Raw genomic sequence first — 15,557 nt, 5'->3', positions numbered from 1 at the left:
ATTACATCAAGTTAATAAATTTACTATTAACTTCTATTCACTATATTTAACTCTATAAGAAACTTAAATAAAAATTTCCCATTCGTTAAAAATAGAAATTTTAACTTAGCTAGACTGTTTATAATAATTAAATTAAAGGTTTTACATGCTAAATTTATTTAAAAAAGGCATTAACAATACTACCTTCTCTAAAGAAAATAATAAACTAAATTCTAATTTTAACAAAACTTATATAAGTGAACTTGGTGAACCAGTTTGGATGAAACGGGAATATATTCAATTTGCTGATGAAGCTTATTGTAGAAATGTTATTGCTCATAGGTGCATTTCGTTGTTAGCTAAATCTGGATCAAGTGTTGAATGGCAAGCTTTACTACAAAATAATTATAGTAATAAAAAAGAAATAACTAAAAATCACGCCCTTCTTGATTTAATTACTCGACCTAATCCTCTACAATCCGGAAATGAATTTTTTGAATCATTAATAGCGTTTATATTAATTGCTGGAAATTGTTTTATTCAAGTTATAAAAAACGGTAATAAGCCAACCGAATTATTTATTTTACGTCCTGATAGAGTTAGCATAATTTCAAATGGTAAATCTATTCCTCTTGCTTATAGGTATAAAATTAATAACGATGAAAAATATTATCACGTTGATCAATTGACAGGACGCAGTGAGATTTTACATTTAAAACATTTTCATCCACTTGATGATTTTTATGGTTTATCACCCATTGAAGCTGCGGCTTATAGTATCGACCAACATAACCAAGCTGCTAAATGGAACCAATCGCTATTACAAAATTCTGCAAGACCAAGCGGTGCTCTTGTTGTTAAGGGTGAAGGAGGCATGCCTGGTATGCTTAGCGAAACTCAATTTAATAGACTTAGAAATCAAATTGATAAAGAATTTACTGGTGATAGTAAAATTGGTAGACCTTTATTATTAGAAGGTGGGCTTGAATGGCATGAAATGAGTTTAACAAATAAAGATATGGAATTTTTAGAAGCTAAAAATAGCGCTGCCCGTGAAATAGCTTTAGCATTTGGAGTGCCACCTCAGCTATTAGGAATCCCTGGAGATAATACATATAGTAATCTTCAAGAAGCAAGACTTGCGTTATGGGAAGAAACCATTTTTCCATTACTCGATTACATTACTAACGCACTTAATCATTGGTTAGAACCTTATTATAATTATGAAGCTAAACTTATTTATAACAAAGATAATATAAGTGCTTTATCTGCACGTAGAGAAATGTTATGGCAGAAAATTGAACAATCAAATTTTCTTACGGTTAATGAAAAAAGAGAAATTTTAGGATACGGCCCTATTAAAAATGGCGATACTATAAAGCAGTAGAATTAGAAAGAAGTTTGTAGTGAAAATGATAGGTATAGATAAAAAAAAAGGCTGGAAATGCCAGCCCTTTTAGATCACGATGAAAACTAATTTTATAAATTAGTTAGCTACTACAACGTGCTTACCATCTTTAATAGTAATTTTTGTAGAACCATCTTCTAAATCGAAATCACCATCTTTAACTTCAACTTCTTTACCATCTTTGTCGATCATTTTAACTGAAGAATCAGCATTAACGTGAATAATAAAGCCATCTTTTAATTTAATTTCTTTAACTTCTTCAGCCATAGCAACATTTGCAGCGAAAGCAGCAGCTAAAGCAGCAGCAACAAATAATTTTTTCATATTAATGTCTCCCACGAACATTTTAAGTTTTATTAAATTATTATATGTTGCATAATAATTTATGCGACATGTTCTATAATTTATAGAGTTGTTCTAAAAAAGCAAGTAGGCGTTCTATAGAAAATATTATTTTTCTCACAAATTTTTGCATAGTGACATAAAAATCGCATTTTTTTTACAAATAATTTGATTTTTTTCATAGTAAACAATTTTCAACATATAACCTATTAATATTTATGAAACCACAGAGAGAGTTTAAAAGTAAAATCCTTGAACTTAAAAATCCTGGAAAATTTATTGGATACGCAAGTGTTTTTGATATTATTGATCAAAATCATGATATTATTTTACCAGGAGCTTTTAAACACACTTTAAAAAACAAAAACTTACTGGATGTCAAATTACTTTGGCAACATAACCCTAATCAACCAATAGGAAGAATTAATAAATTACTCGAGGATAATTACGGCTTATTTATTGAAGCTGAACTTATCCTTAGTTTAACCCAAGCTAAAGAAGCCTACACCTTAATTAAAGAAAAGATAGTTGTTGGACTTAGCATTGGATATAAAATTAAATCTTCTTATTTTAATAAAAAAATTCAAAAAAGAGTGATTACAGAATTAGACTTATTTGAAATAAGTTTAGTTACCTTTCCTGCTAATCCTAAAGCACTAATAAATGAGGTGAAAAATAACAATAATTCTCCTCTTCTATCTCTTAGCTTTGCACTTGCAAACGCTATACAAATTCTTTCAACAAATAAGGAAAATAAAATATGAATTTAAATGATATAACTAATCAAGTTAATCAACTCGCGAATCACTGGGATGATTTTAAAGAAATAAATAACCGAAGATTAGAACAATTAGAAAAAAAAGGTACAAATGATTGTTTAGATGATGCTTCATTAAATAATTTAAATGTTTTAATTGAAGACTGCCAAAATAAAATTAAATCTCTTGAAACTACATTATCTAGACCAAATGTAAATAATACAGAATTTAAAGGTTTCGACCAAAATTTAGAACACAAAAATGCTTTTAATAATTACTTACGTAAGGGTAATGAACAAAATTTACACTTATTGGAAAAAAAAGCTCTTTCTGTTATCTCTGATCAAGACGGTGGATATTTTGTAACTCATAAAATTAAGCATAATATTTATAATAATATAAATAATATAGTCCCCATGCGACAACTTGCTTCCATACAAAATATCTCAACCGATACCCTTGAAATTATTGAAGATTACCAAAAAGCTGATGCAGGTTGGTCTAATGAAATTTCTTCTATTAATGAAACCTCTACTCCTAAAGTATCAAAAAAATTAATTCCAGTGCACGAAATTTATGCTCAACCAAAAGCTACTCAAAAATTAATTGATGATGCAAGTATCGACATTGAAGCGTGGCTTGAAGATAAATTAACAAAAAGCTTTGCTGATCTGGAAGACCATGCATTTATTAAAGGTGATGGTATTGGTAAACCGAAAGGAATTTTAAGTTATTCGGATGGCAAAGAATGGGGGAAAATTGAGCAAGTAAATAGTGGGTTTAATAATAATCTAACAGCAGGTTCAATAATAAAATTATTATATTCTTTACAGGATATTTACTCTGCAAAAGCAAGCTTTCTTATGAACCGAAATATTACCTTTTTAATTAGAACTTTAAAAAATGAAAGTGGACAGTATTTATGGAGTCCAAGTCTTTCACAAGGACAACCTGAAACATTACTCGGCCTTCCTGTATACCATTCTGATGCAATGCCAGTTCAAGCAAATAATGCTTTAGCTATTGCGGTAGGAGATTTTAAATCAGCTTATCAAATTGTTGATAGGGCTAATATAAAAGTTATGCGTGACCCATTTACCGAAAAACCTTTTGTAAAATTTTATACAACAAAGCGCGTAGGTGGTGATGTTGTAAACTTTAATGCTATTAAATTATTAAAATTATCAGCGTAGGTATTTTATGAATAAAATTCGTGGCGAAGTTAAATTTAAAGCTAACAAATCAGAGTATGTTCTTATTCCAACATTTAATGCGATTGCTGCAATTGAAGGGGAATTAGAGAAAAGCATTATAAGAATCTTAAATGAAATAGAGACGAAAGGATTAACATTACTTGAGCAAAAAGTTATTATTAAACACGGCTTGAAAGCTAGTAATATTGAGATAACTAATGAGGAATTAATTGAGATAATACAAAGCGTTGGTTATATTAATACTTATAAATATTCCTGTGAATTTCTTTCAAATATAATTGCAAAACCTAAAATTTAATTTTTCGTTTAACATTAATTATGTGATTAATTAGAAATAATTAACATATTCTGGTATTGAATCCCACCCTCTTTCACTTATGCAGTGATTCATATAATTTTTTCTTTTATCAAAATCTCGATCTTGTTTGTGGGAAACATGAACCACTGCATATTGTTTAATTGGGCAAATTTCATTATTGCCGAGCTTTACAAATTCTTTAATAGAATAGTAGGTATTTATATGATTATAATTTGCATCGAAACATTCGACTTTCTCGGTTTGTGGAATAGGGTGCACACTTTCAGCCTGTTTACGACAATATTCTAAGTCACGAAAATATTTTTCCCTATCAGATTTCATGCGATGAACTTCACTTTCAACACATGAATTAAATTGGAGAGTTTTATTTTGATAATGGTACGTTCCCAATTTTACATTACAGTTTTTTGTAGCAACACTGTACATACAACCTGATAATAAAAAGGTTAAAAAAGCAACAATTATAAATGGTAAACGCATAAATATAAATCACATAATAGTTGAAAGATTAACCATGTTATAATATTAAAAATACACTAGCAATAAAAAAATTAATAATTTTTATATGATATTAACAAATAAATAAATTTAATGAGTTAATCTTGTTAAAAAAACTACTATAAAAGTAAATTTTAAAAATCAAAATTAGGAAAATAATTTAATATTTTTAATTAGTGGAAGAATTTAGGAATATTTTTCCAGCCGCGTTCTATAAGACATTTTTTTATATATGCTTGTCGATTTTTTTTATGTTTATCATATTCACTTGGAGAGGTGCTATGTCTTTTTATAAAACAATTTGTAGGATTTTCTTTAACAAAATCTTCAATATTATATTCACCTGTAAAAGCGTCAGATTCATCATAACATCTTATTACTTCTACAAATAGAATGGGATATATGGTTTCAGCATTATTTCGGCAAATTTTACAATCATTAGAATATTTTTTTTCTACTTTTCTCATGTAATTATATTCCGCATTTACACATGAAATAAATTCAGAAGTTTTATGTTTAAAATGATAAAAACCAAGAGTAGATTTACAATTTTTAATTGCTTCATCTTTAATAGTTCTACAGCTGGAAAAAGCGAGGAAAAATATGAACAACAATACGATTCGCATAAACTAATAAAACATCAAAATTAACTTTAAGTAAATATATGACAAAAGATTTAACCGAACAAGAAGAAAAAGTTGATATAATTGAGAAAAAAATCAAAGAGATGAAAGATGAATTACGAGCATCTCTTACAACACTTGATAAAATTTTAGAAATTTCTGATAAACCTAAAGAGGATTTTAAAAATTTAAACGAAACCCTTAAAGATACCACTCATCTTACTAATTCTCTTAATAAAAATCTTACAAATTTAGGTAGAGAAATTAGAGAAAACTTTACTAAAAATTTTGAAAATATCCTAAAAGGTGACCTAGTAAACTTTAAAAAAGATATGAGTAGAAATATAAATGATTTTAATAGGAAACTTAAAAATGATTTATTGAGAAATATCTTCATTGGTAACATGGACAAAAATAAAACCGAAATAGGAGGAATTGTAGGCGCTATTTTTCCGTATGATTTTAAATACTCGATAAACAAAAAATTAAATGATGAAAATTCGAAAGGTTTTTATAGCTTACTTAAAAATTTCTGGGGTTCAAAAATGTTTGAAACTCGTGCAATTGGAGGACCTGTAAATTCTAGTACTCCATACCTGGTAGGGGAAAATGGGCCAGAACTCTTTATACCTGAGGGAAATGGTAGAATAGAGCCCAACCATAAATTAGCTTCTAATTCTTCAATAAATATTACTATGAATATTTCTACCCCTGATGCAAATTCATTTAGAAAAAGCCAATCACAAATTATGTCTGAAGCATTAATCGCTTTAACTAAAGCTAAACGTAATATTTAAGTATCATGCATAATGAAAAATTTCCTTGGGAAATTATTTTCAAAATATCTTTCCAAATTTTAAAATTAAAACCAAATGAATTATGGCAAATGACACCTCGCGAATTCATGATTTTACTTGGTGATAATTCACATCATATTTTGAGTAAAAATGAATTCGAACAATTAAAAAAACAATTTCCCGATTATTAAAGGAGTAATTTATGGAATACACTAAATACTATTCCCTTGAAAAAATTGCTGTGGCAAGTAACCCTGTTATTTCACTCGAAGAGGTTAAACAATATCTTCGCGTTGAACATAATGATGAAGATGAAATAATTAAAGATATGATTTTAGCTGCACTACAAACAGCTGAACAATTTTTAAATATTGAGATCATACCAAAAAAATATATTGCAAAATATCAAAACATTCTTTTACGAAAATGCATTTTACCCTTAAATCCAATTAGTAAAATCAATGCTATTCGCATTAAAAATTATAATGAAATAAAGCTAATAACTAACTTTGAAATGACTAATGATAAAATTTTAAATTTTAAAGATCTTATCTACACGAATGAACTCGAAATAGATTTTACCACTGGTTTTGAAAATACTGAAGTTCTACCAAAATTTATTAAGCAAGGTGTACTTTTACATACATTAAAATTATATGAAAGAAAAATTGATGCATTTGATGAAATTTATCTCATTTACCAACCTTATAAAAAAATAAGGATATAATTTTATGCAACCAAGCTTAATTTCCTTATCTCAAAGATTATCTATATTAAAAAAAGTTGAATCAACAAACGAATTTGGAACTAATATTTCTCAATTAGAAAATATAACAAAATTATGGGGGAAAATTGAACCAATATTAGATAATAAAATAGTGTTTAGCGATGGTACAAGTGGAGTAGTACATTTTGAACTACCTTATTACCGTATAATAGTTAGAAAAAATAACTTATTACGCTTAGGTTTTTTTATTAAACATAAAAAATTACTATTTAAAATATGTAAAATTTTAGATCTTCAAAATAATTTCTTCTTATTGATTGCTCAAGAGGTAAATTCATATGAGTAATTTACTTATTGTTTGTCAAAAATATATTATTGAAACTTTAAGCACTAATAGTGAGTTTAAAAAAAATTCTAACGGAGTGTTTATATACACCCCGCAAAACATTGCTTTCCCTTATGTTCATATTAGTAAAATAAAAACAAAAGATTGGTCATCAAAAACTGAAATAGGGCAAATTATTTTTTATAGCTTTACTATTTATACACATCAAAATTCAATTGTTGAATTAACCAATATTTCTAATTGCTTGTATAAAATTTTAAATAATAAATTCTTTGAAACTAATGAATTCAAAATTTCCTCAATAAAATTTTTAAACAGTGAGATAACGCATAAAAATAATGGCACTGCATTTCAAATGACTTGTGAATATAAATTATACATTATGGAGAAAAAAATATGAATGCTTATGCAGGCGCATTAATGCTTCTTAAAATAAAAGATAATTCAAATAAATTTATTACTATAGGTGGCATGCGCACTACCCGCATGGTGCTTAATAATCAAATAATTGATTCTACCCATAAACTTTCTGGTAACTGGAGAGAATTATTAAGTGGAGGTATTAAATCAATTAGCATATCTGGTAGTGGAATTTTTACAAATTCAGAAAGTGAAGAAATTATACGTAAAATATCTTTTAATAGCGAGAATGCAATTTTTCAATTATGCTTTGGAAATGGAGATATTTTAAGTGGATCATTTATCATCACTTCCTACGAAAGATCTGGTAATTATCAAGATGAAGAAAGCTATAATTTAACAATAGAAAGTAGCGGTAAAATTGATTGGCAGAAATTTAAGTAATATTACAAAAAAATTTTTATAGAAATGTTTACTGTTTCTTAATAATTATATGTTAACTCTTCTATATATATCAATAACTTATTGATCCACTAACTGTAATTTTAGGAGTCGAAATGTACGATAGTCCAAGAACAAAACTTATAAAAGAAGTTTTTGATGATGAAACTAATTTCGCAAAGTTTCGTGATTTCTGTATAGCTTTTGAAACTAAGCAAGGTCTTAATAAAATCTTCGAGCGTGAACTAAGAGATTATTATAATGAATTTAAAAAAGAAATTAGAAAGAATTTCAAAAGTTTTTGTGATGCGTATGAAATTGATTTTCACAATAATGAACTTACATCAGTTATTAAAGAACTATTTATTGCATCAATAAATTCTTTTGCGCAAGATTTTTCACAAAATAGGATTATTGAAAATAAATTACATTATAAAATTATTATAAGAAAGATTGCTGAAAATACAGTTAGCGGAATTAAAGCAGACAAACTAATTAATAAATTATTAATCGTTTCAAATAATATTAATAAATACGATCAAATTGTTAGCAAAAATTTAACAAATGAAACTGTTAATAGTAATGTTAAAGAAACAAAGAACAAAGTTTCTGGCGCTGTCTAACATTAGTTAATAAATTAACTAATTCTTAACGTTTTCATGTTTTAATTATATTATGTAGTTAAAACATGGAGACTAATCATGGCTAAAAACAAGAGAAATAATAAGGGAAATATTTTCGGGCCAGAATTTGAAAGTGAACTTGAAGTACAAAACGATATTTCAATTTTTGATAATATTCTCAATACCTTAGGTAGTTATGCTAAAACTTTTACCAACATGTTTGAGCAAGCTAGAGCAGAAAATAAAGGTTTAATTATTGAAAACGATAAACTTAAAGTAGCTATTGATCTTTCTATTTCAAAAACTTCCCAAACACTTAAACCTCAGAAAATAGTTAGAGGTTATGAATTTGTCGGTAAAACCGGTAAAGTTATCGAAAGAAAAGAGAAAGATGGTAAAATAACTGCCCATGTTGAGGGTAATTTTAGTGGAAGTATTAAAGTACCAAACCTTTTGATTGATTCAAACGGTAAAAAAATAAGCGCAAAAGCTGCTGGTACTACTACCGTAATATATAAAAATGGTAAACCTGTTTGTATCACGAGAGACGGTATTGGGCAAAACCCATTTAGTGATAAAATGATGCAACAATTTAAGTCAGAACGTCAGCTACATAGCGGTGAACGCGAAATTAATAGCGATGAACGTGAATTAAATTCTGATACAACGTTGCGCAGCGAAGAAGTAAAAACTAATAACGCTAAAAAGGTTCAAGCAAAGCCTCAACCAATGGTAATGAGTACAGCTAAAAAAGGGTTTAGTGAAGAATTAAGTCCAGTTACTAGTACAGCACAAAATGTACCTAATCAAGAAAATACAAAAAAAACAACCATTCAAGCTAAGATTACAACTATTAAATCTAACGAAATGAGTGTTAAGCCTTTAATTGATTCTGCTAAAAGCATGAGTGACGCAATTCAAAAAGTTAATGATGCTGCAAATCAAAAATCATCAACTCAAGAAAAAGTTGAAACTCCTGAACCTCAAAAAACTACAGAAACTAACGTTAAAAAACCTATTATCCAGGCAAAAATTAACGTTACTCCTTCTAGCGAGATTAGTACAAAACCTTTAATTGAAGCTGCTAAAGATATGAGCCAAGCAATTCACGGAGTGAATAACTCTATTAAAGATGAGCAAATGAAAAAGTTAGCTGATGCTGCTAAAAATATCGATAAAAACTTGCAAAAATTGATAAATGCAGCTAAAAATGTTGGAGATGCTCAAGAAGTTATTCAGGAAAATAACTTACCAAAACCTCCATCGGGTAAACAAAAAGGTAGATAATATATATGGCTAATTTACCAACTACTAAATTACAAAATTCAGTTCCATCTGATGTGGCAAAATATGCAATTGCAGCTGCAAAGGAATTTTTTAATAAAGCTAGTCCCGAAGATTTAAAAATTTTTAATCAAGCCAGTAAAACTCTTCAAGGTAAAAATATTCAGTATACTCATGACCCATCAGCGAGTATCAGATTTGAGAAAACGGTAGGCAGACAACAAAACGAAGCTTTAAGTAGATAATTTTAAAAAGCTAAAGCTTCTTCTTTCTCTTAATAAATTTAACAAAATATAATGATTACTCTTATGAAAAACGATTTAAATAATCGTTTTCCTGAAGATATTTCGTTTGGTGCCATAGGTGGGCCAGAATTTGCCACAAACATCGTTACTATGCAAAATGGTAAAGAGCAAAGAAATATCGTTTGGGAAAGCGCACGATGCAAATACAATTTATCTTATGGAATTAAATCAAAAGAAGACGCTATAAAAGTTCTAAACTTTTTTAGAGCTAAGAAAGGTAAAGCCATTCCTTTTAGATTTAAAGACCATATAGATTACATAGCAACAAACCAATTAATTGGTATCGGAAATGGAATTACGACTTCTTTCCAATTAATAAAGAGATATAAAATTGGAGAAAATGAAGAAGTTAGGGTTATAACAAAACCAGTTCATAATACAGTCAAAATTTTCCTAAATGATAAACTAGAAACAGATAATATTATTGATTATGAAAAGGGTTTAATAAGTTTTAAAACTCCACCTAAAAAAGGTATTTCGATTTTTGCAGACTTTGAATTTGATGTTTTAGTTCGTTTTGATAATGACAAATTAAACATCACTCTCCATTCCGATAATCATTTAATTATTGATGATATTCACTTAATAGAGATTAAATAATGCGCAACATTGGAAAACTTATAAATTCTTATACTAATTCTATTACTACTCTTTGTAATTGCATTGAAATAAAACGAAAGGATGGATTAATTCTTTATTTTACAGATCATGAAAAAGATTTAGTAATAAATGAAATAATATATAATTCCTGTCAAAGTTTTGAAGCTTCTGCGTTTGCAAATGAACTTGGACTAACTCCAAACAATTTAAATATTCAAGGAATATTATCACATGAAAATATTAGAAATGATGAGATTTTAGCAGGAAAATATGATTTTGCTGAAGTTACTATTTTTCAAATTGATTATACAAACCCATCAATTGGCAAAATAATAATTAATCACGGATTTATTGGGGAGATAAATTGTAATAACAATCATTTTTCTGCAGAGCTTAAAAGTTTATCCCAAAAAACCGATCAAGTTTTAGGTGAAATATATTCTCCTATGTGTAGAGCCAAATTTGGCAGTAACGAATGTGGGATTAATACTAATGATTTTAGTAATACATCTAAAGTTATTGCAGTAGATAACCCGTATCTTATATTTAGCACAAACCTTAAAAAACCAATCGGCTTTTTTGATTATGGACTTATTGAATTTATAAGCGGTGATAATAAAAATATAAAAATTGAAATTAGATCATATTTTAATGATCAAATAATATTAGCTACTCCCCTTCCATATAAAATATTAATAGAAGATGAATTTAAAATTACAATAGGATGCGATAAAACTTTTACTACTTGCTGTAATACCTTTAATAACGCAATTAATTTTCGTGGTGAGCCTCACGTACCAGGAATTGACCAAGTTTTTAAAACACCGGGAACATTATAAATCTTTATGAATAAAGAAGACATTATTTTAACCGCTCGTAGCTGGATTGGAACTAAATTTCATCATCAAGGAAGAATAAAACAAAATGGTAATAATAAAGGTGGATGCGATTGCATTGGCTTGATTATAGGCATAGCAAAAGAATTAGGAATTAATATTTATGATGAAAGCGGATATTCAAAACTACCTAATAATTATTTATTAGAAGAAAAATTAAATCACTATCTTATAAAGAAAGATATTAAAGATATTTCTATAAGTGACATAGCCTTATTCAGGATCTCTGAATTTCCTCAGCATGTAGGAATCATAAGTAATTACGATCTACATGAATTAGGTATAATTCATAGCTTTTTACCTGCAAAAAAAGTTGTCGAACATCATTTAAATTACGAATGGAAAGAAAGACTTGTAGCTGTGTATAACTTTCCAACTCTCAAAAAATAATCAGATAATAATTAAAAATTACATTTAGGAATATAATTTTATGGCATCAATAGTACTTGGCACCATAGCTTCATCTGCTTTAGGAGCAAGCTTTGGGATACTTGGTCAGGCTAGTGGATATTTCCTTGGATCGTATTTAGGAAATAGCGTTGACTCTAAAATTTTTGGTACAAGATCAATACCAAAAACCCAAGGTTTTAGATTACAAGATTTATTAATCCAAAGCTCAGCTTATGGTTCTCCTATTCCTCAAGTTTATGGCAATATTAGAATTGCAGGAAATATAATTTGGGCACTACCCATTCATGAATCAATTGAACACCACACCCAATCAGCGCGAGTTGGTAAAGGTGGTGGAAAAAAAATATCTCAAACTTATTCAGAATATAAATATTATGCAACCATTGCTATAAGTATTTGCAAAGGTCCTATTGATAATGTTACTAAAATATGGGCTGATACTAAATTACTAAATCTACAAAATTTAGCTTATCGCTTTTATAAAGGAGATAATAGTCAATTACCTGATTCATTAATTGAATCAATTGAAGGCAAAGGTAAAACACCTTCGTATAGAGGATTATCTTATATTGTAATTGAAAATTTTCCGCTTACTGATTTTGGTAATCGAATTCCTAATTTTACTTTTGAAGTAGCTTACAAACCAAAAATTGATGTTCCTAATTTTGAAGAAGTAGAAAATTTAATTGATGGAATGGTTATAATGCCCGCCTCTGGCGAATTTGTTTATGAAACCGAAAAAGTAACTAAATCATTTGGTGAATATCGAAATAATAAATGGATACAAAAAGGAAAGAGAAATACAATTAATGTAAATAATAATGAATTTAAGCCCGATGCAGTAATTGCACTTAATCAGTTACAAGAAACGTGCCCTAATTTAAAATGGACCTCACTTACTTGTTCTTGGTTTACAAATTCATTAGATATACATACAGCCAAAATATTGCCCGGTGTAGAGTATAAAGATGCAGAAAATTTTCCCTACCCATGGGAAGTTGCAAATTTTACCAGAAAAAAAGCTTACCAAATAAATTTTGATAAAGATAATCTTATAAGGTTTGGTGGAACTCCTAGCGATAGAAGTATTTTAAATCACATAACAGAATTAAAAGCACGGAACCTAAAAGTTTTATTTTACCCATTAATTATGGTTGATATAGAAGGAAAACCATGGCGTGGAAGAATTACTGGTAAAAATGAAGATATAGTAAAATTTTTTAATGATAAAAATGGTTATAACGAATTTATTCTTCATTATGCAAATTTAGTTAAAGGCAAAATTGATGCTTTTGCAATTGGTTCCGAATTAATTGGAATTACAAAAATTAAAGATAAAAACAATAATTTTTTAGCCGTTAAAGAGCTTATTAAACTTGCAAAACAAGTAAAAGAAATTTTAGGGAAAGATGTTCTAGTTACTTATGCTGCTGATTGGTCAGAATACCATCATACAGATGGTGGGTTTTATAACCTAGATGAATTATGGGCAAGTGAACATATTGATATGGTAGGTATTGATGCCTATTTCCCATTAACAGAAGGGCCTCAAAAAGATTATGATATAGATTCCATTATACAAAGTTTTACGAGTGGTGAATGCTATGATTACTACTACGATCATAATATTAAAAAGAAATTAGACTCTAAATATGCTATAAAAAATATTAAATATTGGTGGGAAAATTATCATTATAATCCAAAGGGTGATAGAACAAAGTGGCAACCAAAAATGAAAAAATTTTGGTTTACTGAATTTGGTTTTCCTTCAGTTGACTCTTGCACTAATCAACCCAACGTATTTTATGATCCGAAATCTGTTGATGGCGGTTTACCAAAATATTCTAAAGGAAACATTGATTTTATCGCTCAGCGTACAGCAATTCTTGCTAGTTTAAAATTTATAAAATCACAAGAATATATTGAGCAAAGTTTTTTATGGTGTTTTGATGCTCGCCCCTTCCCTTATTGGCCAGATTTAAAACAACTTTGGAGCGATGGTGATTTATGGGCAACCGGACACTGGGTTAATGGAAAATTAGGTAAAACTTCTTTAGCACAAGTGGTTGCAGATCTTTGTGTGAAATCTGGAATTGATATAAATCATATTGATGTGACAAGGCTTAACCAAACTATTGAAGGGTTTGTTTTACCTGAACAAATGACAGCAAGAAATGCAATTGAAACTCTTGCAAGCGCATTCTTTTTTGATGTTATTGAAAGTGAAGGGATAATTAAATTTATTCCAAGAACAAACAAAATACCTATAGAGATTAATAATGAGGAATTAATATTTACAGATGCAAATACCCCTAATATTACTGCTACGCGTAAACAAGAAATCGATTTACCCTATAAAGTAGATGTTATTTATTTAAGTAAGGAGCTTGATTATCAACAATCAATTAAATCTGCTTCTCGTGATATTAAAAATACCCAAAATAAAGAGAATATAAATTTACCAATTGTTTTAAGTGATCTTCAAGCAAAGCGTGTTGCAGAAATTACCTTATTTACTTCATGGCTTGAGCAAAATAGTTTTAATTTTAAATTACCTATAAAATATATTTTTTTAGAACCAGGCGATATAGTTTCTGTAAAATTTGCAAATAGAGATTTTTTACTTAGAATAATAAAGGTAAGTATTGGTGCAAATTTTGAAATTGAAATTACAGCTTCGCAAGATGAACCAAGCCTTTATGACGCACAAAAACTTTCTAAAAAAAATCATTCTATAAATCTTTTATCAAATAATGAAGATGTAATTTTTCATCTATTTGAGATTCCAAATTTAAATGAAAATAATAATGATAAAATAAAAATTAATTTAAGTGCTTGTTCTTTAGGGTCTTCATGGAATGGTATACAAATATATGAGGCAGATAATTTAGAATATATTACTTCAATACCTATTGAAGGTACCATTGGTCATATTATTTCAGATTTAAAAAAATCTTCAGCCTTTGTAATCAATACTCATGAAAAAATTGAAGTTGTATTAATTAACGGTGAAATTGAAGAAATAGAAAATGAATTTCAATTTGCGGTAATAGGAAACGAAGTAATCGGTTTTCAAAAATGTGAGCTTATAAATGACAATCATTATATTTTATCAAATATTATTCGTGGATTTAATAGTGAAATTTCAAGCGTTCAATCACATGAAATTGGTACACGTTTTATTTTACTTAATAAAGCGGTGGTAACATTAAATTTACCAACTGAGAAAATTAGAGCAAATGTTAAATATAAAATTGCAATTTCAGGTGATGATTTACAATCACTTCCAACCCATGAATATTGTATTAAAGCCTTAAACTTAAAACCCCTTTCTCCAATACTACATAATATTGAATATAATAATGATAAAACTAAAATAACTTGGCTAAGACGCAGCCGAATTCCTATCACATTAAAAGACAATATAAGTGTTCCCTTAGGTGAAACTAGAGAAGAATATTTAATCGAATTTTATAATAACGACACACTTATTTTTTCTGTAAATACACATAATAATTTTCTTGAATTTAACAAATCACAATTTCCTCAAATTCCTACAAAACTTACTATTTACCAAATTTCTGAAAGCTTTGGTAAAGGTGAAAATTTAACAATTAATTTATAAG

Annotated in this window: 20 protein-coding genes; 17 read left to right on the top strand and 3 right to left on the bottom strand. The window is 28.2% G+C overall.

The window, feature by feature from the left end; translation table 11 throughout:
• Window positions 1–145 precede the first annotated feature (145 nt).
• Window positions 146–1,366: a phage portal protein gene (locus tag J0H68_08065; protein ID MBN8828647.1), complete on the top strand. Its 1,221-nt coding sequence runs from the start codon at window positions 146–148 to the stop codon at window positions 1,364–1,366.
• Between the two features lie 99 nt (window positions 1,367–1,465).
• Here J0H68_08065 and J0H68_08060 read toward each other — a convergent pair whose 3' ends face one another.
• On the bottom strand, window positions 1,466–1,711 hold the full coding sequence (locus J0H68_08060; GenBank protein ID MBN8828646.1) for a hypothetical protein: 246 nt from the start codon (window positions 1,709–1,711) through the stop codon (window positions 1,466–1,468).
• 236 nt (window positions 1,712–1,947) lie between these two features.
• Between J0H68_08060 and J0H68_08055 the strand changes: the two genes are divergently transcribed.
• Genes J0H68_08055 through J0H68_08045 form a run of 3 tightly spaced genes read left to right on the top strand, consistent with a single transcriptional unit; the run spans window position 1,948 to window position 3,999 of the window.
• Window positions 1,948–2,493: an HK97 family phage prohead protease gene (locus J0H68_08055; protein MBN8828645.1), complete on the top strand. Its 546-nt coding sequence runs from the start codon at window positions 1,948–1,950 to the stop codon at window positions 2,491–2,493.
• Window positions 2,490–3,680: a phage major capsid protein gene (locus tag J0H68_08050; GenBank protein MBN8828644.1), complete on the top strand. Its 1,191-nt coding sequence runs from the start codon at window positions 2,490–2,492 to the stop codon at window positions 3,678–3,680. The genes J0H68_08055 and J0H68_08050 overlap by 4 nt, the downstream gene beginning before the upstream one ends.
• A gap of 7 nt (window positions 3,681–3,687) precedes the next feature.
• A complete protein-coding gene (locus J0H68_08045; GenBank protein MBN8828643.1) occupies window positions 3,688–3,999 on the top strand; it encodes a hypothetical protein in 312 nt (103 codons plus the stop codon).
• Between the two features lie 30 nt (window positions 4,000–4,029).
• Here J0H68_08045 and J0H68_08040 read toward each other — a convergent pair whose 3' ends face one another.
• Together J0H68_08040 and J0H68_08035 are read right to left on the bottom strand one after the other, a co-directional pair.
• Window positions 4,030–4,500: a hypothetical protein gene (locus J0H68_08040; GenBank protein MBN8828642.1), complete on the bottom strand. Its 471-nt coding sequence runs from the start codon at window positions 4,498–4,500 to the stop codon at window positions 4,030–4,032.
• A gap of 191 nt (window positions 4,501–4,691) precedes the next feature.
• Entirely contained in the window at window positions 4,692–5,144 is a 453-nt protein-coding gene (locus J0H68_08035; GenBank protein MBN8828641.1) for a hypothetical protein, read from the bottom strand.
• 38 nt (window positions 5,145–5,182) lie between these two features.
• Between J0H68_08035 and J0H68_08030 the strand changes: the two genes are divergently transcribed.
• From J0H68_08030 to J0H68_07970, 13 genes are all read left to right on the top strand, one after another.
• Window positions 5,183–5,938 (top strand): hypothetical protein, encoded by a 756-nt coding sequence (locus J0H68_08030; GenBank protein ID MBN8828640.1) that lies wholly within the window; start codon window positions 5,183–5,185, stop codon window positions 5,936–5,938.
• A gap of 5 nt (window positions 5,939–5,943) precedes the next feature.
• Complete coding sequence (locus J0H68_08025) at window positions 5,944–6,129, top strand: phage tail assembly chaperone (protein MBN8828639.1); 186 nt, start codon at window positions 5,944–5,946, stop codon at window positions 6,127–6,129.
• Window positions 6,130–6,140: 11 nt separating this feature from the next.
• Window positions 6,141–6,665 (top strand): phage gp6-like head-tail connector protein, encoded by a 525-nt coding sequence (locus tag J0H68_08020; GenBank protein MBN8828638.1) that lies wholly within the window; start codon window positions 6,141–6,143, stop codon window positions 6,663–6,665.
• A gap of 4 nt (window positions 6,666–6,669) precedes the next feature.
• Complete coding sequence (locus J0H68_08015) at window positions 6,670–7,011, top strand: hypothetical protein (GenBank protein MBN8828637.1); 342 nt, start codon at window positions 6,670–6,672, stop codon at window positions 7,009–7,011.
• Window positions 7,004–7,411, top strand: a complete 408-nt coding sequence (locus J0H68_08010; GenBank protein ID MBN8828636.1) for a hypothetical protein — start codon at window positions 7,004–7,006, stop codon at window positions 7,409–7,411. Before J0H68_08015 ends, J0H68_08010 begins: the two co-directional genes overlap by 8 nt.
• On the top strand, window positions 7,408–7,815 hold the full coding sequence (locus tag J0H68_08005; GenBank protein MBN8828635.1) for a phage major tail protein, TP901-1 family: 408 nt from the start codon (window positions 7,408–7,410) through the stop codon (window positions 7,813–7,815). Before J0H68_08010 ends, J0H68_08005 begins: the two co-directional genes overlap by 4 nt.
• 113 nt (window positions 7,816–7,928) lie before the next feature.
• Complete coding sequence (locus J0H68_08000; GenBank protein ID MBN8828634.1) at window positions 7,929–8,435, top strand: hypothetical protein; 507 nt, start codon at window positions 7,929–7,931, stop codon at window positions 8,433–8,435.
• Window positions 8,436–8,513: 78 nt separating this feature from the next.
• Complete coding sequence (locus J0H68_07995) at window positions 8,514–9,722, top strand: hypothetical protein (GenBank protein ID MBN8828633.1); 1,209 nt, start codon at window positions 8,514–8,516, stop codon at window positions 9,720–9,722.
• A gap of 5 nt (window positions 9,723–9,727) precedes the next feature.
• On the top strand, window positions 9,728–9,964 hold the full coding sequence (locus J0H68_07990) for a hypothetical protein (GenBank protein ID MBN8828632.1): 237 nt from the start codon (window positions 9,728–9,730) through the stop codon (window positions 9,962–9,964).
• A gap of 63 nt (window positions 9,965–10,027) precedes the next feature.
• The gene (locus J0H68_07985; GenBank protein MBN8828631.1) at window positions 10,028–10,624 is read left to right on the top strand and encodes a DUF2460 domain-containing protein; all 597 of its coding nucleotides are present in this window, start codon (window positions 10,028–10,030) and stop codon (window positions 10,622–10,624) included.
• A complete protein-coding gene (locus tag J0H68_07980) occupies window positions 10,624–11,463 on the top strand; it encodes a DUF2163 domain-containing protein (protein ID MBN8828630.1) in 840 nt (279 codons plus the stop codon). Before J0H68_07985 ends, J0H68_07980 begins: the two co-directional genes overlap by 1 nt.
• Window positions 11,464–11,469: 6 nt before the next feature.
• Window positions 11,470–11,910, top strand: a complete 441-nt coding sequence (locus tag J0H68_07975; protein ID MBN8828629.1) for a hypothetical protein — start codon at window positions 11,470–11,472, stop codon at window positions 11,908–11,910.
• 40 nt (window positions 11,911–11,950) lie between these two features.
• A complete protein-coding gene (locus J0H68_07970) occupies window positions 11,951–15,556 on the top strand; it encodes a glycoside hydrolase TIM-barrel-like domain-containing protein (GenBank protein ID MBN8828628.1) in 3,606 nt (1,201 codons plus the stop codon).
• Window position 15,557: the final 1 nt, after the last annotated feature.

Source organism: Sphingobacteriia bacterium (assembly GCA_017304685.1).
Taxonomy (GTDB): Bacteria; Pseudomonadota; Alphaproteobacteria; order Rickettsiales; family 33-17; genus JAFKLR01.
This window is presented reverse-complemented; position numbering and strand designations above follow the sequence as displayed.